We start from the raw sequence: 24681 nt of genomic DNA on the forward strand, positions 1-24681 counted from the left end.
AGGACCCGGACAGGGGAAAATCCCGAGCGGCCTCTAAACCTTGGGCGGGGTGATTCCAACCTGCTTCTGATACTTGCCCTTTTTGTCGGCGTAGGATACCTCGCACATCTCGTCCGCCTCGAAAAAAAGGACCTGCGCTATCCCTTCATTCGCGTAAATCTTTGCGGGAAGCGGGGTCGTGTTCGATATCTCGAGCGTCACATAACCCTCCCACTCGGGCTCGAAGGGAGTAACGTTAACTATTATGCCGCATCGCGCGTACGTGGATTTTCCCACACAGAGGGTAATAGTGCTTCTGGGAACCCTGAAATACTCGACGGTCCTGGCCAGAGCAAAAGAATTGGGGGGGATCATACACACATCCGACTTGATTTCGACAAATGACTTGTCGTCGAATTTCTTGGGGTCCACTACGGAATTATATATGTTCGTGAAGACCTTAAATTCATCGCTGACCCTGATATCGTATCCGTAAGCCGACAGACCGTATGAAATCGAGCCTTCCCTTATCTGCCCGTCTATAAACGGTTCTATCATATTTTGCTCAAGGGCCATCTTTCTAATCCAGTGGTCAGGTTTTACTCCCATTACAAATGCTCCTTAGATGTAATATTTCAACCGAAGAGGAAAAGCATAGTACCATAGACGCGGGCCTTACTCAATTTACGGGCCTCCTGCGGGATTAATCGCAGTACGCGCATAATCCCTACACGAACTGCTTTAAGAAACGGACATCGTTCTCGAAAAAGAGTCTTATATCATTTATGCCGAATTTAAGCATAGCGATCCGCTCGATCCCCATGCCGAAGGCAAATCCGCTGTACTTATCAGGGTCGTAACCCACGCTCCTGAATACTTCGGGATCAACCATGCCGCAGCCCAGAATCTCGAGCCATCCGGTATTCTTGCACACCCTGCAACCCTTTGCGCCGCATATTACACAGCTCATATCCACCTCGGCGCTGGGCTCCGTGAAGGGGAAGAAGCTCGGCCTGAACCTCACCCCTATGCCCTCTCCGAAAAAGAGCCTCACAAACTCCGTGAGAACCCCTTTCAGATCCCCGAAGGTGACTTGCTCATCCACGAGCAGCCCCTCGATCTGGTGAAACATCGGGGTGTGCGATACGTCGCTGTCACACCTGTAAACCTTACCCGGCGCGATAATCTTTACGGGCGGCTCCTGTTTCTCCATAACCCTTATCTGAACCGGTGAAGTGTGGGTTCTCAAAACTATTTCTTCCGAGATGTAAAAGGTGTCCTGCATGTCCCTCGCGGGGTGGTTTTTGGGTATATTGAGAGCCTCGAAATTGTAGTAGTCAGTCTCAATCTCGGGCCCTTCCGCGACCTGAAACCCCATCCTCTCGAAAATCGAGACAATCTCTTCCATCACCAGGCTTACCGGATGCTTTCCCCCCCCGGGCATTCCTCTTCCCGGAAGGGTCACATCTATTTCTTCCTCCAGAAGGGCACGGTTCTTCTTTTCCTCTCTCAGCTCCTGATGCCTTTTCTCAAACATCTCCTCGACGAATGTCTTGGTCTCGTTAATGAGCTTCCCCATTTCGGGGCGCTCGTCCGGGGGGACGTCCTTCATACCCTTCAGAATTTCCGTGATTACGCCCTTCTTACCCACGAATCGCGCTTTGAGGTTCTGAAGTGACACCTCGTCCCGTATTTTCTCCAATTCGTCCCGCGCCTCGAGCCTGAATTGTTCGAGCTTTTCTTCCATAACCTAATTCCTCACCACGGAGACTATCGTAATTGCAATCATCGTCAAACCGATCGCGCCTTTTGAAATCGCGCCGCCCACTCTTCCGAGAAGAGCGCCCTGACCCGATTTCACTGCCCTGTCAAAATTCTTCTCAAGCAAAAGCTCAATTATAAAAGCGCCGACAAAGGCCCCTATGAATGCGCCGATAACCGCCCCTATTCCGAAGAAAAAGGGAATCCCGAGAACTCCGCCGATGATTCCAAAAATAATCGAACCCACTACCGCCTTGTTGCTCGATTTATATTTCTTGGCTCCCAGTATTCCCAAAATAAATTCTATAACCTCCGCAAGCACTGCGAGAGCGACGAGGATAATTATAATCTTAACGGTAATTTCCCCGAAACCGCCGTACCAGCCGTAAAGAATAGAGGCCCCGAGAATTATAAAGTTACCCGGCAGTCCGAACACGTGGGATATTAAACCTGCTGCGGCTATCAGAATAAAAAGGGCAAATATAACATAATCCATAGGCTCGGGACTCGGACGTCATAACGTCAGGGACGTTCTCAGGTGAGCGTGCCCTTTCTTTTCCTCCAGTATATTACGGCCGCGCTCGCGACGAATATCGAAGAATAAGTACCGACAAGGACTCCGACTATCAACGTAAAAGCAAAATCATGTATCACGGAGCCGCCAAGCACGAAAAGGGGTATCAGTACGAGGAACACGGTGATGCCCGTAAGTATTGTCCTCGACAGAGTCTGGTTAATCCCCTCGTTGACTACATCTTTAAAGCCCGATTTCGAGCTTTTCTTCATATTCTCCCTGATTCTGTCGAATATTATTATAGTATCGTTTACTGAATAACCGATAACGGTCAGAAGCGCGGCAACGAGGGCGAGGTTAAATTCCTTATCCGTTATAGAAATTGCGCCGAGAGTGATTACGGTATCATGAACGAGCGCTATGACCGCGCCCATGGCGAACGCGAACTCGAATCTCATCATTACGTAGATAAGAATTCCCACACAGCCGAGAAGTATTGATATAACTGCCTTTCTTATGAGCTCACCGCCTACCTTCGGACCTATATAATCCACTCTGAGAATTGAGCCCCCCTGGAACTGGGGATTTTTCTCAATCAAGCTCTCGAGCTCGGTCTGAAAAACCTGTATCTCCTCGAACTTCACAAGCTCGGAGGAAAACCTTATCAAATACTCGTTATCGCTCTGAAGGCCCAGCCTCTGAACTTCTTCGGGCGGATAACCGACCTCGCCCAGGGTATTTTTTATATCTTCAATGCTCACGTCTTTTGCCAGTTTTATGTGTATCTCCGTGCCGCCCGTAAACTCAACGCCCCAGTTAGGCCCTTTATGATAAATAAGCGAACCGATAGATATAATAATCAGAACCAGAGACAAAATAACGGCCTTCCCCATTTTCCCCACAAAATTTATACGAGTGTTAGGTTTTATTAAATCCAAAGTTCGTGATCCTCCTGGGTTTTCCGTCAGATGCTTAGGGCCGGAACCTTTTTATCCTGGTAAATGAGATTTGTAATGACTCGGGCAACCACCACGTTGCTGAAAACGGTTGAAATAATACCTATGGAAAGGGTTGCGGCGAAACCCTTGATCGGACCCGTGCCGAACCAGAAAAGGATAAGAGCCGTTATCAGAGTGGTTATGTTCGCGTCAAGCACCGTCCAGAGCGACCTCGAGTAACCGGCGTCAATGGCGGCGATAGGGGACTTCCCGACTCTGAGCTCCTCTTTTATTCTCTCCAGAATGATTATATTTCCGTCAACCGCCATACCCAGCGTGAGCACGAGCCCCGCTATGCCGGGGAGTGTGAGGGTAACCCCGAAGGCGGAAAGAAAGCCCATAATGAAAAGCATATTAAGCGCAAGCGCAATGTCGGACACAACTCCCTGCAGCTTGTAGAAAAATATCATAAATATTATGACCAGCACGCCTCCGACCATCATGGAAAGCTTCCCTTTTTCTATGGAGTCCTTTCCGAGCGAAGGGCCGACTGTGCGCTCCTGCTCTATATTTACCGGGACCGGAAGGGCTCCCGACCGGAGAACGAGGGCGAGGTCCTTTGCCTCCTCCGCCGTGAAATCCCCCGTAATCCTTCCCTGAGAAGTAATCCTCTCCTGTATAGTGGGCGCGGATTTAATAGTGCCGTCCAGAACGATGGCAAGCCTGTTGCCGATGTTCGTCTCCGTCAACTCGCCGAACTTACTGGCCCCCTCTCCCTTGAAATTAAAGCCCACCGCCGGCCTGCCGAATTCATCGAAAATAAGCCTCGCGTCCGAGAGGGACTCGCCCGTTACCTGCGCCTCTGAAGTGGTCACAAAAAACTTCTCGTTTTCCGAACCCGTAGCGCCGGGATGGAGCATTAAATCCTGGCCGGACAATTCGTCAGGATTGCTTACGCCGTACTTCGCGAGAACTGTTTCCTCGGCTGCCCCTGTGTCCCTGACGATTTTAAATTCGAGTACCGCCGATTTTTTTATAATATCTATTATTCTCTGTCTGTCCTTTTCCGAGGCTCCGGGAACCTGAATCAATATCCTGTCGGAGCCCGCCTTCTGAATGGACGGCTCGACCAGACCCAGCTCCTGAACTCGATTTTCAATGACCTGTTTTACCTGGTCGATGGCCCTTATCTTTATATCATCCAGATAGCCATCCTTGAGCGCGAATCTCAGCGACAGGCCGTCCCCGTCTATGTCCGCTCTGTCACTGTAGTTGTCATCGGCGATTTTTTTGGCTTTCTCCAGATCCCCCTCAGAGAAAAAGCTGAGCGTTAGATCCTTTCCCTCTATCTGTGTCCCCTTAACGAGCACCTTTTCATTTTTTAACTCACTCGCCGTAAAATCCTTGATACCGGTGAGCTCATGCTCCACAGCGGCCTCCGAGTCCACACCTATGAGGAGAAAAATACCCCCCCTCAGGTCGAGGCCCAGTCTTATTCCCCTGTCGGGGAACACTTTGCCCCACCAGCCGGGAAGCGCGTCACCCAAAAAAGTAGGGGCCAGAAGAATTACGGATAAAACCGCTACGGTAAATATGGTTATAAGCCAGCCTTTAGAAGCTCTCATTTCCTGGATTTATCCTCCTTTTCCTTCAACTCTTGTTTTTCGGAAGGCTGTAAACCCGCTATGCCTGAACGGCTTATGCGTATGCTGACGCCTTTAGCTATTTCAAGCGTGACGACGTCGTCATCTGAAATGTTCAGAATTTTACCGTAGATCCCGCCCGAGGTAATAACGCTGTCCCCGCGCTTAAGATTCCTGATCATTTCATCCCTTTTCTTGCCCTGCTTTTGCTGAGGCCTGAGTATGAGGAAATAGAAAAGGACAAATATCAGGATAAACGGAAGAAACGCCAGAGGGCCGCTTCCCGCCCCGCCCTCACCGCCGGGGGCGCAGCCTCCGATCGTAATTAAGGCTATCGCTATTATAATAACCAAGTTCTTCAACACTGCTCTTTACCTCCGAGGGATTTTACCCGACTTAAAAGATTCGGAAAATTATCGTTATTTATACTCTCTCTTATGTCTCTCATTAATTTCCCGTAGTAACCGAGATTATGAAGCGTGAGAAGGCGTAAAACCAGAACTTCTTTCGCCATGTAGAGATGTCTCAGATATGCTCTTGAAAATTTCCTGCACGTATAGCAATCGCAATTCTCGTCAATGGGCCTCTCATCCTCAGCATACCGGGCATTTTTTATAACCAGTTTTCCGCCGCTTGTAAAGAGAGTGCCGTTTCTCGCATTTCTCGTGGGAATAACACAGTCAAAGAGGTCCACGCCCATAGATACGGCGATTACGATATCCTCGGGCCTGCCGAGGCCCATAAGATATCTCGGTTTGTCTTTGGGGATAAAAGCCAGTGTGGAATCGGTTATCTCGTAGGTCCTTTCAGGGTCCTCTCCGATGCCGAGCCCTCCGAGAGCGTATCCGTCGAACCCTATTTCAAGGAGGCCGGAGGCGGACCTTTGCCTCAGATCGGGATAAACGCCTCCCTGAACAATTCCGAAAAGCGCGCTTTCATCTTTATTCCGCGACTGCATGCACAAGCTTGCCCAGCGCGTAGTCAAATCCACGGATTCCCTCATATATTTTTTCTCCGAGGGATAAGGGGGGCACTCGTCGAGACACATCATAATATCAACGCCGAGGGCTTCCTGTATCCGAACGCACTTCTCGGGGGTGAGCAGATGCCTGCTCCCGTCGAGATGGGACTGAAAAATAACCCCTTCCTCCGTTATTTTCCTCGACTTCGCGAGGCTGAGAACCTGAAACCCACCGCTGTCCGTCGTGACGGGATTCTTCCAGGACATGAATTCGTGAAGCCCGCCCAGTTTTTCGATAGTTTCATGCCCGGGACGTATATACATGTGGTAGGCGTTTACGATAATCATTTGAAACCCCATGTTCTCGACCTCTTCGGGGCAAAGGGCCTTGACCGTAGCCTGCGTGGCCACAGGCATAAAGGCGGGCGTGTCGACCGCGCCGTGCGCGGTATGAAGCCTGCCAAGTCTTGCTCCGGTTCCGCTTTCTCCCTTCAGGATTTCGAAATTGAACATTTTGGAATGGTAATCCGGTGAGCCCGGTAGAGGAATAAACCGGGAGCGCTGCCTTCTAAAGCGCAAGTACGTCTTTCATCGTGTAAATTCCAGGGGGCTTACCGTATATCCATTTTACGGCTCTCACGACCCCTTTGGCGAAATTATCCCTGTTAAGCGCCCTGTGGGTGAGCTCTATTCTCTCTCCCTCACCTATAAACATTACGGTGTGCTCACCGACTATGTCTCCTCCGCGTATGGTCTGCATGCCTATCTCTTTTTGTTGCCGCTCCCCTATCCTCCCGTGTCTCTCGAACGTGGCAACATCCTGAAAATCCCTGCCGAGACCCTCGGCTGCGGCTTCGCCCAGCCTGAGCGCGGTTCCGCTCGGAGAGTCCACCTTGTGCCGGTGATGCGCCTCAATTATCTCGACGTCGTATTCATCCCCGAGTGTCCGGGCAAGAATTTCCGTCATTTCAAACATTACGTTTACCCCAATGCTCATATTGGGGGCTATCACGCAGGGGAAGGTCTGCGACAACTCCTCAAGCTTACTCCGCTCTTGAGGCGTGAAACCAGTGGTTCCGATGACCATAGCCTTTCCCTCACGGCTCGCGTATTCCGCAGCCGCCAGAGTAGAATCAGGAGAGGTGAAATCCACAATCACGTCGGCTTCGGACGAGGATTCGCTTAACTCACTCGTCAGGGGGACGTTTATATCCCCGATGCCGGCCAGAGTCCCCGCATCGCTGCCCAGAGAGGGATGTCCGCTCTCTTCCACGGCCCCGATGATTTTAATTTCTCGCTCACGGTCCAGAAAATTAATAATCCTCTGTCCCATCCTCCCCGCGGCCCCCATTACGGATACTCTAATCATAATCTATTCTGTTATCTGGACCTCGGCTTCCTTTTCCACGCAGTTCTTTATGCATTTATCATTCGTAATCTTCCACGCATCTTCAAAAAGACCGAGATCGTACTGGCTTCTCTGGGTTCTCTCCACGAGGCTTCCCGTCTTAGGAGAATTACGCTTGATCGTAATTTCGGCGACAACGATCGATGTCCTGTCATATATCTGCGTTCCAAGTATCTTGTAGCTTACGATGGAAACCTGATTGGCAGACACCGTGTTTTTCATTTGATTCACGTAGCCTAATTTATCCGAATAGGGCACGTATACGTATTTGTAAGCCTTATCAAAATTCTCGGCTTTAAGGGCTTTAAGAAATTCCTGAACGACCTCGGTGGGTGAGGGATCGATTTCCTTGCGCTCGGGAATTACAGGCTCGGGATTTTTAGGTCCGCAGGAGAGCAACCCCAGAAGGAGAAAACCAATTATTACGGGATAATATCTATTTTCCATCAATGCTTTCAAATTTCCTCTGTTTTCAGATAATTAGAATAAGTTGTTAGAGACTATATATCAAGAATTTTTTCAATTCCCAACCGGCCAGGGTCCGGTTACGAGACACTCTACTCATTTTTCCTTTATCGGCTGAATAAGATATTGTCCGAAATCACGAGGCACGGCAAATTAAAATCGACCAAGTATTATTATAGACGGCACTACGGAATATCTCAGGGCGAAATAATACCCGTGAATGTGCGAATGTGTATATTAAGTGCATCGCTCGCCATAAAGAATGGGGCAAATATCAGCGGGGAGATTTCTGATGGAAACAATATAAGGAAAAAGAGATTCTGAAACAAGTTCAGAATGACGTGCATGAATTCAGGACATGGGGTCAGAAAGAATAGAACCTGACACGGATCCAGGGTGACAATGAAAGAGAGATTGCTTCGCTCATAACGAAGATGAAATCCCCCTTAATTTGGCTACAAATATGCAGTGCCGGATTTCGACAGACTTCTATAAATTTAGCCAACGGCGTCCGATTCTAGCGCGCGCTCAGAATCGTTCCCCTTTTTCCAAGCGGGAAATCAAATATAAATCACAGGTTCGCTTCGGCTCTCTTTTTCGCCCAGCTCCCCGAACGGAGGAAGGTATTTTATACTGCCGATAATTTCTACCTTAACCCTAACTTTCCCAATGTGGACATGTACAGCACCGGTGCGGCTGGCCGGCAATAGATAAATAATTGAAATTCCGGTGTTAATAAACCTGAGGCAATATTGTATTATTGAATACAATCCCGGCAGCAACAGTATAGAAATATGAATCCGCAGGAACAAAAAGGAATTAACATGCTGACGACGCGTTCTTATTGCGATCGAAAGGGCCTTATATAAAACGGATGACAGCCACGAATAATTTGCTAAGTCAGCTTATGCAAACATGAGCGAACTCAGAGAGCCTAAACCGGTAAGGCTTATTGCCGGAATCATATATAAACCCGATTCCAGACTGGACGACTGTATCGAGAGCCTCGGAGCGAGATTCGGGGAAATAAATTTTATAAGCGACGCGCTGCCCTTCAAAAATACAAAATATTACGAAGACGAGATGGGTCTTGACCTTGAGAGGAAAATTATCGCATTCGAAAAGCTCATAAGACGGCAGGATATAGCGGATGCAAAAATATTTACAAATAAACTGGAAAAAGTATATTCATATGGTAATAAAAGGACTATAAACATAGATCCCGGATACATTGCCCAGGAACATTTGATATTGGCCACAGGAAAAGGATACTCTCACCGCCCGTACATCGGCAAAGGGGTGTACGCCGATCTTACGCTCCTCTATGTAAACGATGAATTCAGACCGCTTGAGTGGACATATCCGGATTATAAAACACCGGAAGTGAGAGGATTATTCAAAAGGCTCAGACAAGAGTACGCAAACCAACTGAAAGAGGAACCCGATTTATGAAAAGTATGACAGGATACGGAAAAAGCGAAGCGGAAACGAAATTCGGAAAGGCGGTTATCGAGGCGAGATCGGAGAACCACAGGTTCCTCGATATCAAGATACAGACTCCGGAGTCGATTTCGTCAATAGAGCCCGAGCTTGCGGAGTCAGTAAAAAAAACCGTTCTCAGGGGCAAGTTGAGGTTAACAGTGTCGCTCGAAGGAACGAAAAACAATTCCCCTGCGCTCAACGTGGAGCTCGTCAGAGAGTCCAAAAAGAACCTGGAGAGGCTGAAGAGGGAAACCGGCATCGACGAAGAAATACGCATAGAGCACTTCCTGATGATTAAGGATATATTCGCGCCCGAAAACCGCGAATCCCTGAGCAAAAAAGATATACTCGATATCGATAAGATCCTGAACGATGCCATTCGGAAACTCGACGAGACGAGGAAAATAGAGGGCAAAAAGCTTGAAAAGGACTTAAAGGAGAGACTGAGGAATCTCCAGAGCCTTACCCGCACGATAGCTACTAAAAGAAAAGATTTCATGAAAACCGCCTCTGCAAAGATTAAGGACAGAATATCAAAAGTGCTCGATGAGAATCAGATTGATGAGGCTAGGCTTTATCAGGAAACGGCTTTCCTCGCCGAGAGAAGCGATATAACGGAGGAGCTTGTAAGGCTCAAGGCCCATATAGGGAAATTCAGGGAAACTACCCGAAAGCAAGGGTCGATAGGGAAAGAGCTCGACTTCCTCATTCAGGAAATGAACCGTGAAGCGGGAACCATATCGGCGAAAGCCAAGGACGCGGAAATTTCCCACCTTACGATAGACCTGCGCTCGGAGCTGGAAAAAATGAGGGAACAGATACAGAACATCGAATAAACCGATTCTCGCAAGCAGCGGATAATAAACAGAAGCGGGAGAGAGGCTGCTTAACGCAAAAAGTCGGCGGGATGGAGATAATTTCGCCGCGTAAAACAGGCAGGCCGGCTTCAGGTTGAAACAGTTAAAACACTATGTTATGTTTCTCCCCGCAATCCGGCATTTGAATTCATAACTCGGATAAACAAGGAGTACGGCATTATGAGTATTTTAGTCAACAAGGATAGCAAGGTGGTAGTTCAGGGTATTACGGGTAGCGCGGGCCTATTTCACGCGACTCAATGCCGTGAATACGGGACGAATGTTGTAGGGGGAGTAACCCCGGGAAAAGGGGGAACAGAGGTGGAAGGATTTCCGGTTTTCGATACCGTTACCGATGCCGTTGATAAGACAGGCGCCGATACCTCCCTGATTTTCGTTCCCGCTCCTTTTGCCATGGATTCGATGATTGAAGCCGTGGATGCGGGGATTGAGCTCGTTATCTGCATAACCGAGGGAATTCCCACCCAGGATATGATTAAGGTCAAAAAATTTACGGAAGGCAGGAACTCCAGGCTTATAGGCCCGAACTGCCCCGGTGTAATCACCCCCGGAGAGGCGAAGGTAGGGATCATGCCGGGATATATTCACACTCCGGGAAGAATCGGAATTATCTCGCGGAGCGGAACCCTTACATATGAAGCGGTCTGGCAGCTCTCGAACCTGGGGATCGGACAGTCAACGTGCGTCGGTATAGGCGGGGACCCGATAATCGGCACTACATTCATAGACGCCCTGAGCATGTTCGAAGAAGACGAGGATACGGACGCCGTAGTAATGATAGGGGAAATCGGGGGAAGCGCCGAGGAAGAGGCCGCAGAATTTATAAAAGAAAAGCTGAGCAAGCCCGTAGTCGCATTCATCGCAGGAGCGACAGCCCCCAAGGGAAAGAGGATGGGCCACGCGGGGGCAATCATTTCAGGGAGCTCCGGAAGCGCAGAGGACAAAGTAGCCGCGCTCGAAAGAGCAGGGGTCAGGGTATCGCCGAGCCCTGCTGAGATGGGCGAGACGCTCAAGGAAGCCATCAGCTAGCCGTCAGGTAAAGCTCCAAATTATTCAATAGCCATTCATAATGTTTTCTCAGTCCCTCCCGGATTGGAACGGCGGGGGAAAACCGGAAATCCGTTTCAGCTTTCGATACGTCGGCGTAGGTATGTTTGGCGTCTCCCCTCTGTGATTCGGTAAATTTCAGCCGGGCCTTTTTACCGGAAAGTTCCTCTATAATCCTGACGCATTCGATCAGCTTGATCCTGCTCCCGCCGCCTATGTTGTAGATTTCTCCGTCGATACCATTTTCAAACGCGCGCAGATTCGCCTGAACCGCGTCGTCTATGTAGGTAAAATCCCTTGTCTGCTCCCCTGTCCCGTAAATCTCTATTTCTTCTCCGAGAATTACAGCCCTGATGAATTTATGAAAAGCCATGTCGGGACGCTGTCTCGGGCCGTAAACAGTGAAGTATCTGAGAGAGACAGCGGGAATGCCGTACGCTTTGTGATAAAGGGATACGAGATGCTCGCCCCCAAGCTTGGATACCCCGTAGGGGGATATCGGATTCGTCGGAGAGGTCTCGGAGACGGGCAGCTCTTCCGCATCCCCGTAAACCGAGGACGACGAGGCGTAGATGAATTTTTTGAGCTCCCTGTTTTTACAGGCCTCTAAAAGCATCTGTGTTCCGAGTATGTTGTTCTTTACGTATTCATCGAATCTGCCGCCCCAGCTGGACCTCACGCCCGCGATAGCGGCCTGATGGAACACGGCTTCAATCCCCTCCGTGATCTTCCCGAGATCGAGGCCGAGAATATCGGCCTCGATGAACTCGAAACCCGGCTTCCCGAGCAAGTTCCTGATATTGTACTCTTTGATTTGGCGGGGATAGTAGTCTAAAAATGAGTCCACTCCCAGGACGCTGTTCCCCTCTTCTAAAAGCCTTTCGGCCAGATGCGAGCCTATGAAACCCGAAACTCCCGTTACTAAAACCTTCATATAAAATCCCGACCTCTCTAACTCGATTTACCGGTTCAGTCCGGCCTAATTTGACAAAGAATGAAACCACAATACATTAGTATGAAAAATATGAAAAACAAGATAACATTATCGCTTATTTTAACCGCATTTTCCATCGCACTGAATCACGCTTACGCGGTTCCGCCTCCGTGCACGACCGAGGAGCTTCTTAAGAGCTCCGATTACGCGGTCGAAGGGACAGTAATGAAAATCGAGTGCGGGGAGCCGTACGACTCAGAGGAATGCAAGCCGCTTGACGAATCTTCAGGAAATTTCGTTCCCGAACTGGTGGCCAAGTGCATGGCTACCGTAAAGGTCACGAAGAATATAAAAGGCGGGTACGAGGCAGGAAGCGAGGCTCCGGTGCCGTTTCTCAAAATAGCTCAGGATTGTGAGAACGGCTCTCACATAATTCCGGGGAGCCCGACAAAAGACCTGGCTGTAAATAGCAACATCGAGTACTACAACTCAGAGCTGTGCAGATACTGGAACCTGAAGGAGCCTGCTCCGCAGACGCCGGGACCCGGGAACAGTGATGAATCGGCAGACAAAAAACCTGAATAAAATATCGCAAATAAGACTCACAATTTTCTTTTATGCCGCTCAGCCCGTTTGAACTCGAAATTTTTCAAAACATACTCAGCTCCATAGCCGAGGAAATGGGCGTGGTGCTCATCCGCGCCGGATTCTCGCCGAATATCAAGGAAAGAAGGGACTTATCCTGCGCGATATTCATGGCTAACGGCGAAATGATAGCACAGGCGGCCCACATTCCCGTACATCTGGGCTCGATGAGCTTTGCGGTAAAGGCCGTAATAGACGAACCCGAAATAAACGAAGGAGACGTCTTCATACTTAACGACCCGTTCAGGGGGGGGACGCATCTCCCGGACGTTACCTGCATTGCCCCGGTATTCGTGAAAGACAGGCTTGAATTCTTTGTCGCCTCCCGCGCCCACCACGCCGATATGGGGGGGCTTACGCCCGGCTCAATGCCCCTTTCGACCTCTATTCACGAGGAAGGGATATTAATCCCGCCTTCGAGGCTCTACCGAAAAGGGAAACTGAACAAACCCCTCTTCGACAAGATACTCTCATCGACGCGCGACCCCGAAGAAAGGGAAGGAGATTTCAGGGCCCAGGTCGGCTCACTCGAACTAGGCGCAAGGAGGCTCCGCGAGGTCATCGACAAGTACTCTCTCAAAAAGGTGAAGACTTCCGGGAGCGAGCTTTTAAATTACAGCGAGAAGATGATGAGGGAAGTTGTAAAACAAATCCCCGCCGGGACTTATGAATTCGAGGACCGTCTGGACGATGACGGGGCGGGGACAAAAAATATACCGCTCAGGGTCTCGATCAAGGTCAGACGGGAGACGGCAGAAGTGAATTTCGAGGGATCGTCAAAGATGGTAAAGGGTTGCCTTAATACGCCGTTAAGCGTGACCACAGCCGCCGCGATATACGTATTTCAGTGCCTGGCTCCAAAAGAAATGCCCTTGAACTCGGGCCCCCTGAGAGTAGTCGGAATTAAGGCGGAAAAAGGGTCCATTCTAAATGCCGAATTTCCGGCGGCCGTCGTGGGAGGGAACGTAGAAACCTCTCAGCGGGTCGTGGACGTAGTATTCGGCGCACTTTCCCGCGCAGTCCCCGAAAAGGTGCCCGCCGCAAGCGCGGGCACTATGAGCAATACCACGTTCGGCGGCGTGAACCCCCGGACCGGGAATAAATTCGCATACTACGAGACAATCGCGGGGGGGATGGGAGGAAGATTCGGCAAGGACGGCGTAAACGCGGTTCAGACGCACATGACGAACACGCTGAATACACCGATAGAGGCGCTTGAAAGAGAACTCCCGGTGATGATCGATTCATACGGCGTCCGAAAGAGGAGCGGCGGGAAAGGCAGGTATAAAGGAGGCGACGGCATCATAAGAAAATACAAATTCCTTACCGACGCCACTGTTTCGCTCATCACCGAGCGGAGAAAATCAGCCCCCTACGGTATAAACGGCGGAGGAGAAGGGAAAAAGGGAAAGAACACACTCGTTAGAAGAGGCGTTAAAGGAAAGATAGCGCCCAAGGAAACCTTCGAAGTAAAGAAAGGAGACGTACTGGAAATAGAAACACCGGGCGGAGGCGGCTGGGGTAAGCCCGTATCCGGGGACTGACGGCAAGAAAATGGAATATCCGAAATTAAGATATATAGAAGCGATTCCGGCAGAGTCGAACGGCGAAAGGATCGTTTACCTGAGAGACCATCAAAATCCAAGCGGCAGGGTGCTGGCAGTGTCGCCCGAGACGCTTATCGTTCTGAGCCTCTTCGACGGGACCAGATCGGTAGGAGAAATACAGACGGCGCTAACACGAAAATTCGGCGATCTCGTCAATAAAGGGGATATAGAGAACCTGATTACACAACTGGACGAAGCCCTTTTCCTGGACAGCGATAAATACAGGGATTACAAAAATAAACTCGAGCATGAATTCAGAGGGGCGGATAAAAGAGAATCGAGCCACGCGGGGCTTTCCTACCCTGCCGATTCTTCCGAGCTTGCAGGATGGTTTGAAACGTTTTTTAGAAAAGCAGAGGAAACGGAGCCCTATAAAAAAGCCCAGGGGAAACCCAAGGGAATAATCTCCCCCCACATAGATTACAGAAGGGGCGGAACTTCTTACGCTAAGGCCTACAGGGAGCTACTGGGGTGCGAAGAGGCCGATACATTTATAATCTACGGAACCTCTCACTATGCGGACGTGGAAAATCCGTTCATCCTGACAAGAAAAAATTTTATAACGCCACTCGGAGAAGCTGTAACGGACAGAAACGTAGTTGAGTCACTCGTCAACTCGTGCGACTGGGACCTTTTCGAAGGGGAGATTCACCACCGTACCGAGCATTCGATTGAATTTCAGGTCGCTTTTCTCCAATACTTATTTAACGGAAAGAGGGATTTTAAAATAGTACCGATACTGTGCAACTCTTTTTACCGGCTGATCAGCGAGGGACGGTCTCCGGGCGGGGATGAAAAGATATCGGGTTTCCTGAATTCGATATCGGAAATAATATCCGGCCTGGGGGAGAGGGCTTTTATAATCGCTGCCGCTGACATGGCACACGTGGGCACGAAATTCGGGGACAGGGAACCCGTTAATAACGGGACTCTCGAACGAATAAGAGAGAGGGACATACTGAGCCTCACTTACAGCGAAAAACTCGACGCCGAGGGGTTTTACAGGTCGGTGGAGGAGGAGAAGGACTGGAGGAAGATATGCGGCCTGTCCCCCATTTACGCGACCCTTAAAACGATACAGGCCCAAGAGGGCAGGCTCCTCGATTATGATCAGGCTCTTGAGCCCGACACGGGGTCAGTGGTCAGCTTTGCGAGCATGGGATTTTATCTTTAGATTTTGTTTATTGTTAGTCTCGATACCCCGGTTAATTTCAAATTTTTTTCTAGCCGTTGCATTAAGGGGAAACAACCGAGGATTTTTAAATGCTTACTCTCTAGACACGCATCTTTTCCAGACAACTCTCTTTCACTTTATCTCACATAACCCAGCATGTTTTCTGACAAAGGGAAATGCTCTGTCATAGATGCACATGTTTGCATACCAGGTGAAGATCGAGTGAATTACCGTTTCTTATAAATACCCAGTTATTCGGACAGTCCCGAAATTGACAGCTCTTCCTTCCAAAGCGTAAGCGTCCAATGGTTTATAGAAGATTCACGATGTCCGGGTTCGGGCGTATATCTTTTATCACCAAACATTCTCCAGAAATAATGAACTATCCAGGTCATAAGACGGAGGCTGGGGATTTCTGACCCCGGTATATCCAATGCGCTTGTATAATAATCCAGACAATCCCGGAATACCCCTCCCGTAAAGGTGTCGGGGTCAAGCATTTCACGATAACAGTCTCCGTATGTGATTGATTTCGGCGCGCCCCGAAGAATAAAACCGGCGCGCGTCAGAAAAAATATTAAATCCAGCGCCGGAATACCGTGTAATCGGGAAAACTCCCAATCGATTACGCCGAGTTTGCTTTCAGAATCCACTAGAATATTTTGTGGTCCAAAATCTCTATGCTCACAAACAAGGCAGGGGATGTTAAAATCGCCGAGAATATGAATAGTTTGGTCCATGAAATGAGAGTCTATGATCTTGGCCGCCGATGAATTAATATCGGATAAAACCGAATGTACCATTTTTTCCCGCCAATCCTCAGGAGGCCTGGTTTTTGTGCTTTTGGCCAATTCCACGAGCCAGAGGGTAGTTAATCGAGCAAGCTCAGGAAAACTGTCTTTGTTTAGTACGGAAGCAAGCAGTGCTCCGTTTATAACTGTCTGAACATTCACGTGCGCGTCCGTGGTGTGGTTTGAAAATAATATCCTCGGAATTCCTTCAATATTTTTGTATTTTTCGTTTATTGTCTTAAGCACATTGCTCTCCATATTAAGCTGAGAAGCGGATTCTTCGGTTCTGGATATTTTAACAACTAACGAGGGATCGTAATTCAGCCCGTAAAAAACAATTAAAAGAATTTTATATAATTCATCTATGCCCCCGGTAATCATAAGGACCGAAAGCCTATCGCGTTCTTTATAGCCGACTTCATTCCGATTGTTCCGGATTCTTACGCGCGGACTTACAAGATCATTCTCAACGCTTAAGCAATCTTTGAGCGCTTTAACAGGAATCCCCGCAAGTTTATTTGCAGTTAATTTCTCTCCAGGTTTAGAACAGATTGAACATATGGAGAATTTTTTCAACCCTGAGCTTAAAAGCCATGGATATGACAGAAAGGGCTGAGGAAATAATTTCCAAGAAAGTCTGCGAACGGACTTACCCAGCCACTCGAGGAATCTCTTTCGAGAAATTTGAGTATTAGCTTTCGTCAGGAACTCGATAGCTCCCGGGGCATCTAAAGGAATCCAGACTTTAGGTATAGACTTTGAGGGGTCGGGTTTCGGCAGATAAAGAAAGACACTTTCGAATCCAAATTTGCTTAATCTTTCCTCTATAACCGCAGGCTTGGTAAATTGATTGACAGTCCATTCCGCATAGAAATCTCCGCCAGGTTTTAGACTGGAAAAAGCTGATTCAAGGGTTGCATCGTCGGGGTTGACTGCAACAAACAAGTCGCAACTATTTACGTCACGATTAGACGCAGGCTCAACAACCGAACCAGAAATTAATTCAACGGCACCGGATAACAAACCACCTGCTAAACAGATACTTTTTTCCGGGTCGGGATTAGACAGCAAAAACCGGAAATCAGACCTCTGAAGAATTTGATCTTGAGATTTTTCCGAAAAATTTTCTCTTTCAACCTTAATTGCGACCTTACCTCCGACATACAGGAAACACTCAAGAAGCAAAATTCAGCTTTTTTAACCCTCACCAAAAATCTGTAACGCGAAAATTAGAGATTTCTGACCCTCTGGAATGTTTTCCGCGTACTCTTTCCGGCACTGAGTTATGCAAAGCCGAACCGGGCCTGAACTCGTTGCAGTTCTTACCCCAAGTTTCCACCGTTTCACTTGCGGAGTCAAGCGATGGAGGCCGGTATATTCGTAGAGAATCTTACAGATACTTAATTCCTGTTGTAGAACCTAATTTTAAGCTCTTAATCACGAGGCGTTTTTGGGTACCTGTTTCTCCCTTTATTTCCCGCAACGCCGCATGTATTCTAACACTCTAAAGTTGGCAGAACCTGTATTCGAGGACTTAGCTTCTTCACAGCGAAACAATAATGACTGAGAATTTCTTTATCGTCGACGCGCATGAGGACATAGCGTTTCATCTCAATTACTTCAAGAGGGATTTTGTAGCCCCCGAGAAGCCCTGCATGATTACCCTTCCGTGGCTGGTTGAGGGGAACGTCAAGCTCGTGTTCAATACGATTTTCGTACACCCGAAGCTCAAACCCGAAAAAACGGTCGTATCGGCAATGGAGCAGTTCTCCACGTACGAAAAGATATACGAGGAGCACGGGGACAAGATTTTCCAGATCAGAACGAGCGACGACCTTGCGGAAATAAGCGCCGGCTCCAGAATCGGCTTTCTTACCCTGATGGAGGGAGCGGACCCGGTAGAGACGCCCGAAAAGCTGGACGAGTTTTACGGGATGGGAGTGCGCATAATAGGGCTTGCCTGGAACGACAGGAACCAGTACGCGTCGGGCAACGACACGGAGGACGGGCTTTCGGACAAAGGGATCGAGCTAATAAGGAGAATGAACGCCCTCGGAATCACTCTTGATCTGTCGCATCTGAATGAAAAGTGCTTCCGGGAGGCGATAGAGCTTACGGAGCTGATACCGGTTGCTACACATTCGAACTCGAGAGCGCTCACGGACCATCCGAGGAACCTGAAGGACGAGCAGCTACAGGCTATCGCGGAGAGGGGCGGGGTCACGGGAATAGTGCTCTACAACCAGTTTCTTAAAACCTCGGACAAAACACCGACGCTGGATGACGTATTCGCCCACGCCGACTACATGATCGAGCTCTGCGGGGAGGACCACGTAGGGATCGGGAGCGATATGGACGGGGCGAGGATAGAGGATTTCCCCGAGGGGTTAAGGAAAATATCCGACCTCCCCAAAATAGCCGATTTCTTCCTTGAAAAGGGTTATGCGGAGGACAGGGTGAGAAAGATTATGGGCGGGAATTTCCTGAGGGTAATCAGGGAGAATCTGACTTAAGAACACAAATATTGTGTTCGGCACGAATCCTCTTTCCATTCATATGCTTCAAAGACTATGTAGAACATAAACGAAAGGGACGATTTATGCGCTGTGTCGATGCTCCACGGCATCCCAGAGCCCGTAGTTAGATATAATATAAACTTTTTTAGAATTTAAGGTGTATCAATGCAGACGATTATTTCAGTCAACGATTTGAGCAAAACCTATGCCTCAGGCTTTCAGGCGCTAAAGAACGTGAGTCTCAATATACGCCGGGGAGAAATCTTTGCTCTCCTGGGCCCGAACGGCGCCGGAAAGACGACTCTTATCAGTATTATTTGCGGGATAGTCAATCCAAGCAAGGGCACAGTGCTGGCAGACGGTCACAATATCGTTTCAGACTATAGGGCGGCAAGATCGAAGATCGGTCTTGTGCCTCAGGAGCTGACCACGGATGTCTTCGAAACCGTTTGGGCTACGATGAATTTCAGCCGCGGCCTGTTCGGAAAACCCCCGAACCCCGGATATATCGAGAAGGTGCTTCGGGATCTTTCACTCTGGGACAAGAAGGACTCGAAGATTCTGGCGCTTTCGGGAGGTATGAAGCGCCGCGTATTGATCGCCAAGGCCCTGTCGCATGAGCCGAAGATACTCTTTCTCGACGAACCCACTGCCGGTGTCGACGTAGAGCTGCGCCGCGATATGTGGGAGATGGTGAGGGGTTTAAGGGAAAACGGTGTGACTATAATCCTGACGACGCACTATATCGAGGAGGCCGAGGAGATGGCCGACCGTATAGGGGTAATTAACAAGGGAGAGATTATTTTAGTGGAGGACAAGGCCGCGCTGATGCAAAAACTGGGCAAAAAACAGTTGAAGCTCCACCTGCAGAATCCTTTGATCTCCATTCCTCAAGAGCTCGCCGGGCACTCGCTCGAGCTTTCACCCGATGGGAACGAACTGGTTTACACCTTTAACACGCAGGACGACAAGACGGGCATTGCCGGACTGCTGCGACGTCTGAACGAGCATGGAATAGATTTCAGAGACCTCCATTCGAGCCAGAGCTCTCTCGAGGAAATCTTTGTCAGCCTGGTTAAAGAAAAACAATGAACATATATGCGATACGCTCAATATATTCTTTCGAGATGGCGCGTATGTGGCGCACGCTGATGCAGAGCATCGCTGCTCCGATTCTCTCGACCGCGTTATACTTCGTGGTGTTCGGAGCGGCGATAGGATCACGCATGGGGGAGATCGAGGGGGTCAGCTACGGCGCCTTTATTATTCCCGGCCTGATCATGCTGTCGCTTATGAGCGAGAGCATCTCGAACGCATCCTTCGGTATATACATGCCCAAGTTCGCGGGCACTATTTACGAGGTACTCTCAGCGCCCATCTCCTACATTGAGATCCTGATCGGTTATGTCGGCGCCGCGGCTACCAAATCAATCATCCTGGGACTGCTGATACTTGCCACGGCGCGGTTATTCGTCCCCTACGAGATTGCACATCCGCTCTGGATGGCGGGCTTTCTTGTTCTCACCTCGGTGACGTTCAGCCTCTTCGGCTTCATAATCGGCATCTGGGCGGACGGCTTCGAGAAACTGCAAATTGTACCGCTTATGATCGTTACTCCGCTTACCTTCCTGGGCGGTACTTTTTACACAATCAACATGCTGCCGCCTGTATGGCAGAAGATCACGCTGTTCAATCCGGTGGTCTATCTGGTGAGCTGTTTCAGATGGAGCTTTTACGGGGTCGCAGATGTCAGCGTGGCTGTCAGTCTGGGTATGACGCTTCTATTCCTGGCTTTATGTATTGCAGCGGTGTGGTGGATTTTCAAGACGGGTTACCGGCTCAAGACCTGAGACAGATCAAACTACGGGCGGGAATTTTTTGAGGCTTATTGTAAGGAATTCAGGGCAGCGATTGTCAATTAAGCGCCGTGTAGCGAAGCTCCCTGCCCTTCTACTTTTCTACTCCGAGACAACATATATCAAACCATCAATCAAAAAAGCGGCTCACCCCTTCTCGATTCTTTTAATAAGCGCGTCGGCGAACTCGCGCGTGCCGAGCCCGCCCCCGAGGTCGCGTGTTTTATAACCCTCGAGCAGGGCGTTATTGTACGCGTTTTTAATCTTTTCCGCGCAGGCGCGGAAATCCTCGCGCCCTTCCGTATCGGCCAGGTGGTTAAGCATCATCACGCCCGACATAAGGAGCGCGAGCGGGTTCGCTATATCCCTGCCCGCTATATCGGGAGCGGAGCCGTGAACCGCCTCAAACACTGCCTCCCTGTCCCCTATGTTGGCTCCGGGAATGACGCCAAGCCCTCCCACGAGCCCCGCGCACAGGTCGCTTATCAGATCCCCGTAGAGATTCTCCAGCAGCAGTACATCGAACTGTGAGGGGTTCTGGACGAGCCTCATACAGCCCGCGTCTATAATCAGCTCCTCATACTGAATGCCCCCATACTCCCTGCTTGCCTCCTGCGACTTACTTATAAACAGTCCGTCCGTGAGCTTCATTATATTCGCCTTGTGGAAAACCGTGACCTTTTTCCTGTTACGGTTACGCGCGTATTCGAACGCCCAGTGTGAGATACGGCTGCAGGCCTTCTCCGTCGCGACTTTCATGCTCATTACCACGCCCGGGGTTATCGTATTTTCAACCCCGCTGTAAAGACCCTCCGTATTCTCGCGGATTATAACGATGTCCACATTCCTGAAACCGGTTACCACGCCCGGGAGATTTCTCACCGGCCTGACCGCGGCGTAAAGGTCCAGTGTTTTCCTGAGCTGTACATTTACAGATGTGAATCCTCCTCCTATAGGGGTCGTACAGGGGCCCTTTAACGCTACCTTGTGCTCCCTTATAGCTTCTATAGTCTCCTGCGGAAGCACTTCCGAGCCCTTCTCAAGCGCGGCGAGCCCGGCCTGACGCTCGATCCATTCAATCCGGGCACCGGATGCTTCCAGCACCTTTTGAACCGCTTCCGTGATATTGGGACCGATTCCGTCCCCGGGAATGATTACTATATTGCGCTTTTTCATGAGAGATATTGAACCAGATTTATTATGGTTATCAAATCATGAAGACCGGCGGGAGAAAATCATTGGAAAACAGAATTAATAGGCATAAGAGTTTTTAAGTCAAAGCATCTCACTTCTTAATTGCTCTAGCTCTCAGGTTTAGACCTCCGCGCGAGTGCGTTCGCCGTATATGTGCTTACCAGCCTCGCAACCAGGAACACTATAAACAACTGACCTATGATCGCTTCAAGGATCGAAATAATCCTCGCCAGAGGGGTCAGCGAAGTAATATCGCCGTACCCGAGAGTAGTTAGTGTTGTAAAGCTGTAATAGATCAATACATTCGAGCTTAGCGGCTCGCTTATCTCCCCTTCACTCCCCACGAAGACAGCGCCCGGCGACAGGTATTCCAGAACACCGTAAATACTCGCCCACATTATGCCCAATAATAAATAAACGCATACAGCCGCGTATAAAGTATCGGCCGTCACTTCCTTTGATTTTAATATGTGCTCGAGAATTGTAACGGTAACGAGGATGAAAAAGAGCATGCTCATAAATATGGTCCTGTTTGACTTTGTAAAAGTCCATTCGGATATGAACCACGGTAGTCCCAGTATTACTAGCAATATCAGTCTTTTCTTGCTCCCGCCCACCGCGTAAACACCGAGTAAAAATACAATCGTGCTCAGTACATTAAGAACAAGGTAGCCGTATTTAGTCTCCTCGAGAACTGCCAGCAGTATCAACAGCAATAGAATTGAGACCATGAAGTTGAACATTTTGTATTTCGCCGAACTTAAGATCAAAGCGGAAAGATCAGACCTGTTAGCTTCGAGCATTTTTAGTCCTCCGAGGAGTATTATCGATACACTAATTTATCAAACAAATTTATGTAATTGCAATAATTCACGTATGAGAACAGGGGAATTAGTTAAAAGTAGATAAACCGCTTAAAAAGTATTTCAATGTACATAGTGGCCGGGAACAAGAATCGCAGGCAAATTCAATCATCCGTCAGAAAGGGTGCAGCCGTCCGTATCGACGCTGGCGTTGCCGCTCACGTTGACCGCGCGCCTGCCTCCGCTGATCGAGCACTGATTATTCTGCGGGTCTATTTCGACCACGGAATTGCCGGCGGCGTTAATTCCGTTCAGGTTGGCGGATTGAATCAATACGCTGTTATCGACCGGGTCCGAGGTCTCTCCAATGCGTACGAAGGTGTCGTCGAATGATATTACAGCGTCCCTGTTGCTCGATACGGTGATGTCTTCATCCGCTTCGAGGATTACGGACGCAGTACCCTGAACGCGGACGCCCTCCCTGCAGTTTATTATGGTTATGCTCTTTACCCTGAATGTTATAACGCTTGACCCCGTTCCTATCAGGCAATCCCCCCCATCCGCGTCTATCGCTATATCGGCGAGTTTTTCATTGAACACCAGCTCGGATTCATTTCTCAGGAACAGCGGGTCCTGAAGGACCTGCCAGCTGTTGATGGTTATGAGCGTCGGGTTCTGCTGCAAAGTGAAATCGAACAAGATGGTGCTGTCATCGGTGACCCTCAGGTTTGGTCTCTCGGCATCGAACGAATCAGACTCGAACCTCAGGCTGACAAACCCCGTGTTCGATCTGAAGCGAAGATTAAAGTTGCCCCCGTCGTCCGTTTTATCACTGTCAAGCCTCCTGCCGTCCTCCAAAACCGTCACCGTTATCTCGCCGAACTGGGCGGAGTTGGAAACTTTGCTGTCAATACTTATATTACCGCCTCCTCCGGTGTCACAGTTGAATAACGTAAAAGTGATTCCCAAAACTAACAAAATGACGACAACGTTTTTTCCCGTCATACTTCGCACCTCGAGGATCAGGCTCTGATTTATGAATTGCTCATTTTCATAATACTATAACCGCTGTGTTAAAGCCATTATTATGAAAAACAGGATCAGACAGAAGAACATCGCCGGGCGCTCGATTTGCAGAGCCGGTTTTCCGCTGCAGTCCGGCGGGATTCCGGTTCAACGAAGAGAAAAGAATTTTGAAGGGGAAATCGAAACCGGGAGTTATATTAGACAACAATTTCAGGGTCGGCTCAAGAGGTAAAAACAATAACCGTAAAGCCGGGGCGGGCCGACTTGCTGCCTGAGACAAACGACGCCCGCCCGGTTATAAGTCAAAAGCGCTTGGGCAACACAGGATCCGCAATATCTAACGAAATCATTTATTGCGAGCTTCCCGCCCCACCCGAGAAATTTATCGCTCGCTCCTTCTAACGCTAGCGAACTGTCTTGCGGCTTCGGGAAGAACCTTCTCTATGTTCTCGGGCGTGGGCTCGATATTGTTAATCTCCACTATCGCCCTGGCCATGCCCCTTATGATTATCTGCCGGTCCGAATTCTCCGCGTTAAATGCCTGTGTCTGCTCGGGAGTGAGACTGCCCCTTATTACAAGAAGGCCCTCATTGCCCTCTACCGCCAAACCCTTTGAGAGCATATTGTTTACGACGGAGAGACGCTGCGCCCTTCTCTTGTAAGCCTGCACTACATCGGGCATGCTCCTTATTTTCTGCGTGATCTGCTCGGAAATGTTGCCCTGAGCCCAGGCGTAATTGCTGAAATCGAGTGTAAGTCCCTTTTTAATAACGATGACCTTGGTCTCCGATCTCAGAACGGGCTCGTCGGGATAAACAGCGCGGCTCTGCGGCCCCGGAGATGGAACGGGCTTGGATTGCGGCGCGCTCTCCGTACCGTCCGCCGCCGGAGAGCCCTCCTCCAGGAATTCCTGTTCCAGATTTGAATAGGCCTCCCTTACCTCTTCCGCGGGGAAATAGACGTTCACCGTTATCGTCGCGCAGGATACCAGATAAAAAAAGAATACCAGCAGTAACGACTGTAAAATTTTTATTATATTTCTATTCATATTCGCGCCTC

Annotated in this window: 24 protein-coding genes; 9 read left to right on the forward strand and 15 right to left on the reverse strand. The window is 49.3% G+C overall.

The features are described from left to right. Positions 1–33: 33 nt before the first annotated feature. The 9 genes from dcd to RIG61_00495 all read right to left on the reverse strand — a co-directional run bounded on the left by dcd (position 34) and on the right by RIG61_00495 (position 7651). Complete coding sequence (dcd, locus tag RIG61_00455) at positions 34–588, reverse strand: dCTP deaminase (protein MEQ9617627.1); 555 nt, start codon at positions 586–588, stop codon at positions 34–36. A gap of 118 nt (positions 589–706) precedes the next feature. Continuing rightward, positions 707–1726 (reverse strand): phenylalanine--tRNA ligase subunit alpha, encoded by a 1020-nt coding sequence (gene pheS / locus RIG61_00460; protein ID MEQ9617628.1) that lies wholly within the window; start codon positions 1724–1726, stop codon positions 707–709. Between the two features lie 3 nt (positions 1727–1729). Continuing rightward, entirely contained in the window at positions 1730–2236 is a 507-nt protein-coding gene (locus RIG61_00465) for a DUF456 domain-containing protein (protein MEQ9617629.1), read from the reverse strand. 38 nt (positions 2237–2274) lie between these two features. Next, a complete protein-coding gene (secF, locus tag RIG61_00470) occupies positions 2275–3192 on the reverse strand; it encodes a protein translocase subunit SecF (protein MEQ9617630.1) in 918 nt (305 codons plus the stop codon). 26 nt (positions 3193–3218) lie between these two features. Beyond that, positions 3219–4817 carry a protein translocase subunit SecD gene (gene secD, locus RIG61_00475; protein MEQ9617631.1) on the reverse strand — a complete coding sequence of 533 codons (1599 nt, stop codon included), beginning with the start codon at positions 4815–4817 and terminating at the stop codon, positions 3219–3221. Continuing rightward, positions 4814–5197 carry a preprotein translocase subunit YajC gene (yajC, locus tag RIG61_00480; protein MEQ9617632.1) on the reverse strand — a complete coding sequence of 128 codons (384 nt, stop codon included), beginning with the start codon at positions 5195–5197 and terminating at the stop codon, positions 4814–4816. Before yajC ends, secD begins: the two co-directional genes overlap by 4 nt. Further along, positions 5194–6309, reverse strand: coding sequence for a tRNA guanosine(34) transglycosylase Tgt (gene tgt, locus RIG61_00485; protein MEQ9617633.1), 1116 nt, complete (start codon positions 6307–6309; stop codon positions 5194–5196). The genes yajC and tgt overlap by 4 nt, the downstream gene beginning before the upstream one ends. Positions 6310–6364: 55 nt before the next feature. After that, positions 6365–7165: a 4-hydroxy-tetrahydrodipicolinate reductase gene (gene dapB, locus RIG61_00490; GenBank protein MEQ9617634.1), complete on the reverse strand. Its 801-nt coding sequence runs from the start codon at positions 7163–7165 to the stop codon at positions 6365–6367. A 3-nt stretch (positions 7166–7168) separates the two neighbouring features. After that, a complete protein-coding gene (locus RIG61_00495) occupies positions 7169–7651 on the reverse strand; it encodes a hypothetical protein (protein MEQ9617635.1) in 483 nt (160 codons plus the stop codon). Positions 7652–8584: 933 nt separating this feature from the next. Here RIG61_00495 and RIG61_00500 point away from each other — a divergent pair. The 3 genes from RIG61_00500 (at position 8585) to sucD (ending at position 11058) form a co-directional block, all read left to right on the forward strand. After that, entirely contained in the window at positions 8585–9121 is a 537-nt protein-coding gene (locus RIG61_00500) for a DUF4416 family protein (protein MEQ9617636.1), read from the forward strand. Next, positions 9118–9987, forward strand: a complete 870-nt coding sequence (locus RIG61_00505; protein MEQ9617637.1) for a YicC/YloC family endoribonuclease — start codon at positions 9118–9120, stop codon at positions 9985–9987. Before RIG61_00500 ends, RIG61_00505 begins: the two co-directional genes overlap by 4 nt. 201 nt (positions 9988–10188) lie before the next feature. Continuing rightward, entirely contained in the window at positions 10189–11058 is an 870-nt protein-coding gene (gene sucD, locus RIG61_00510; GenBank protein ID MEQ9617638.1) for a succinate--CoA ligase subunit alpha, read from the forward strand. Here sucD and RIG61_00515 read toward each other — a convergent pair. Then, a complete protein-coding gene (locus RIG61_00515) occupies positions 11051–12010 on the reverse strand; it encodes an NAD-dependent epimerase/dehydratase family protein (GenBank protein ID MEQ9617639.1) in 960 nt (319 codons plus the stop codon). The two genes, sucD and RIG61_00515, sit on opposite strands and share 8 nt — an antisense overlap. A 90-nt stretch (positions 12011–12100) precedes the next feature. Between RIG61_00515 and RIG61_00520 the strand changes: the two genes are divergently transcribed. Genes RIG61_00520 through amrB form a run of 3 tightly spaced genes read left to right on the forward strand, consistent with a single transcriptional unit; the run spans position 12101 to position 15436 of the window. Further along, the gene (locus RIG61_00520) at positions 12101–12595 is read left to right on the forward strand and encodes a hypothetical protein (protein ID MEQ9617640.1); all 495 of its coding nucleotides are present in this window, start codon (positions 12101–12103) and stop codon (positions 12593–12595) included. A 32-nt stretch (positions 12596–12627) separates the two neighbouring features. Then, on the forward strand, positions 12628–14199 hold the full coding sequence (locus tag RIG61_00525) for a hydantoinase B/oxoprolinase family protein (GenBank protein MEQ9617641.1): 1572 nt from the start codon (positions 12628–12630) through the stop codon (positions 14197–14199). Positions 14200–14209: 10 nt separating this feature from the next. Further along, on the forward strand, positions 14210–15436 hold the full coding sequence (gene amrB, locus RIG61_00530) for an AmmeMemoRadiSam system protein B (GenBank protein MEQ9617642.1): 1227 nt from the start codon (positions 14210–14212) through the stop codon (positions 15434–15436). Between the two features lie 251 nt (positions 15437–15687). On the opposite strand, the gene RIG61_00535 is transcribed toward amrB, so the two are convergent. Next, complete coding sequence (locus RIG61_00535; protein ID MEQ9617643.1) at positions 15688–16608, reverse strand: aminoglycoside phosphotransferase family protein; 921 nt, start codon at positions 16606–16608, stop codon at positions 15688–15690. 1178 nt (positions 16609–17786) lie between these two features. Between RIG61_00535 and RIG61_00540 the strand changes: the two genes are divergently transcribed. The 3 genes from RIG61_00540 (at position 17787) to RIG61_00550 (ending at position 20593) form a co-directional block, all read left to right on the forward strand. Next, positions 17787–18740 (forward strand): dipeptidase, encoded by a 954-nt coding sequence (locus RIG61_00540; GenBank protein ID MEQ9617644.1) that lies wholly within the window; start codon positions 17787–17789, stop codon positions 18738–18740. A gap of 168 nt (positions 18741–18908) precedes the next feature. Next, positions 18909–19835, forward strand: coding sequence for an ABC transporter ATP-binding protein (locus RIG61_00545; GenBank protein MEQ9617645.1), 927 nt, complete (start codon positions 18909–18911; stop codon positions 19833–19835). Continuing rightward, on the forward strand, positions 19832–20593 hold the full coding sequence (locus RIG61_00550) for an ABC transporter permease (protein MEQ9617646.1): 762 nt from the start codon (positions 19832–19834) through the stop codon (positions 20591–20593). The genes RIG61_00545 and RIG61_00550 overlap by 4 nt, the downstream gene beginning before the upstream one ends. A gap of 153 nt (positions 20594–20746) precedes the next feature. Here RIG61_00550 and RIG61_00555 read toward each other — a convergent pair whose 3' ends face one another. From RIG61_00555 to RIG61_00570, 4 genes are all read right to left on the reverse strand, one after another. After that, complete coding sequence (locus RIG61_00555) at positions 20747–21775, reverse strand: isocitrate/isopropylmalate dehydrogenase family protein (protein MEQ9617647.1); 1029 nt, start codon at positions 21773–21775, stop codon at positions 20747–20749. Positions 21776–21900: 125 nt separating this feature from the next. Continuing rightward, positions 21901–22596: an ion channel gene (locus tag RIG61_00560; GenBank protein MEQ9617648.1), complete on the reverse strand. Its 696-nt coding sequence runs from the start codon at positions 22594–22596 to the stop codon at positions 21901–21903. 168 nt (positions 22597–22764) lie between these two features. Next, positions 22765–23601 (reverse strand): hypothetical protein, encoded by an 837-nt coding sequence (locus RIG61_00565; protein ID MEQ9617649.1) that lies wholly within the window; start codon positions 23599–23601, stop codon positions 22765–22767. Between the two features lie 403 nt (positions 23602–24004). Next, positions 24005–24670 carry a hypothetical protein gene (locus RIG61_00570; protein MEQ9617650.1) on the reverse strand — a complete coding sequence of 222 codons (666 nt, stop codon included), beginning with the start codon at positions 24668–24670 and terminating at the stop codon, positions 24005–24007. Positions 24671–24681: the final 11 nt, after the last annotated feature.

The organism is Deltaproteobacteria bacterium (assembly GCA_040223695.1).
Taxonomy (GTDB): domain Bacteria; phylum Desulfobacterota_D; class UBA1144; order Nemesobacterales; family UBA2774; genus JAVKFU01.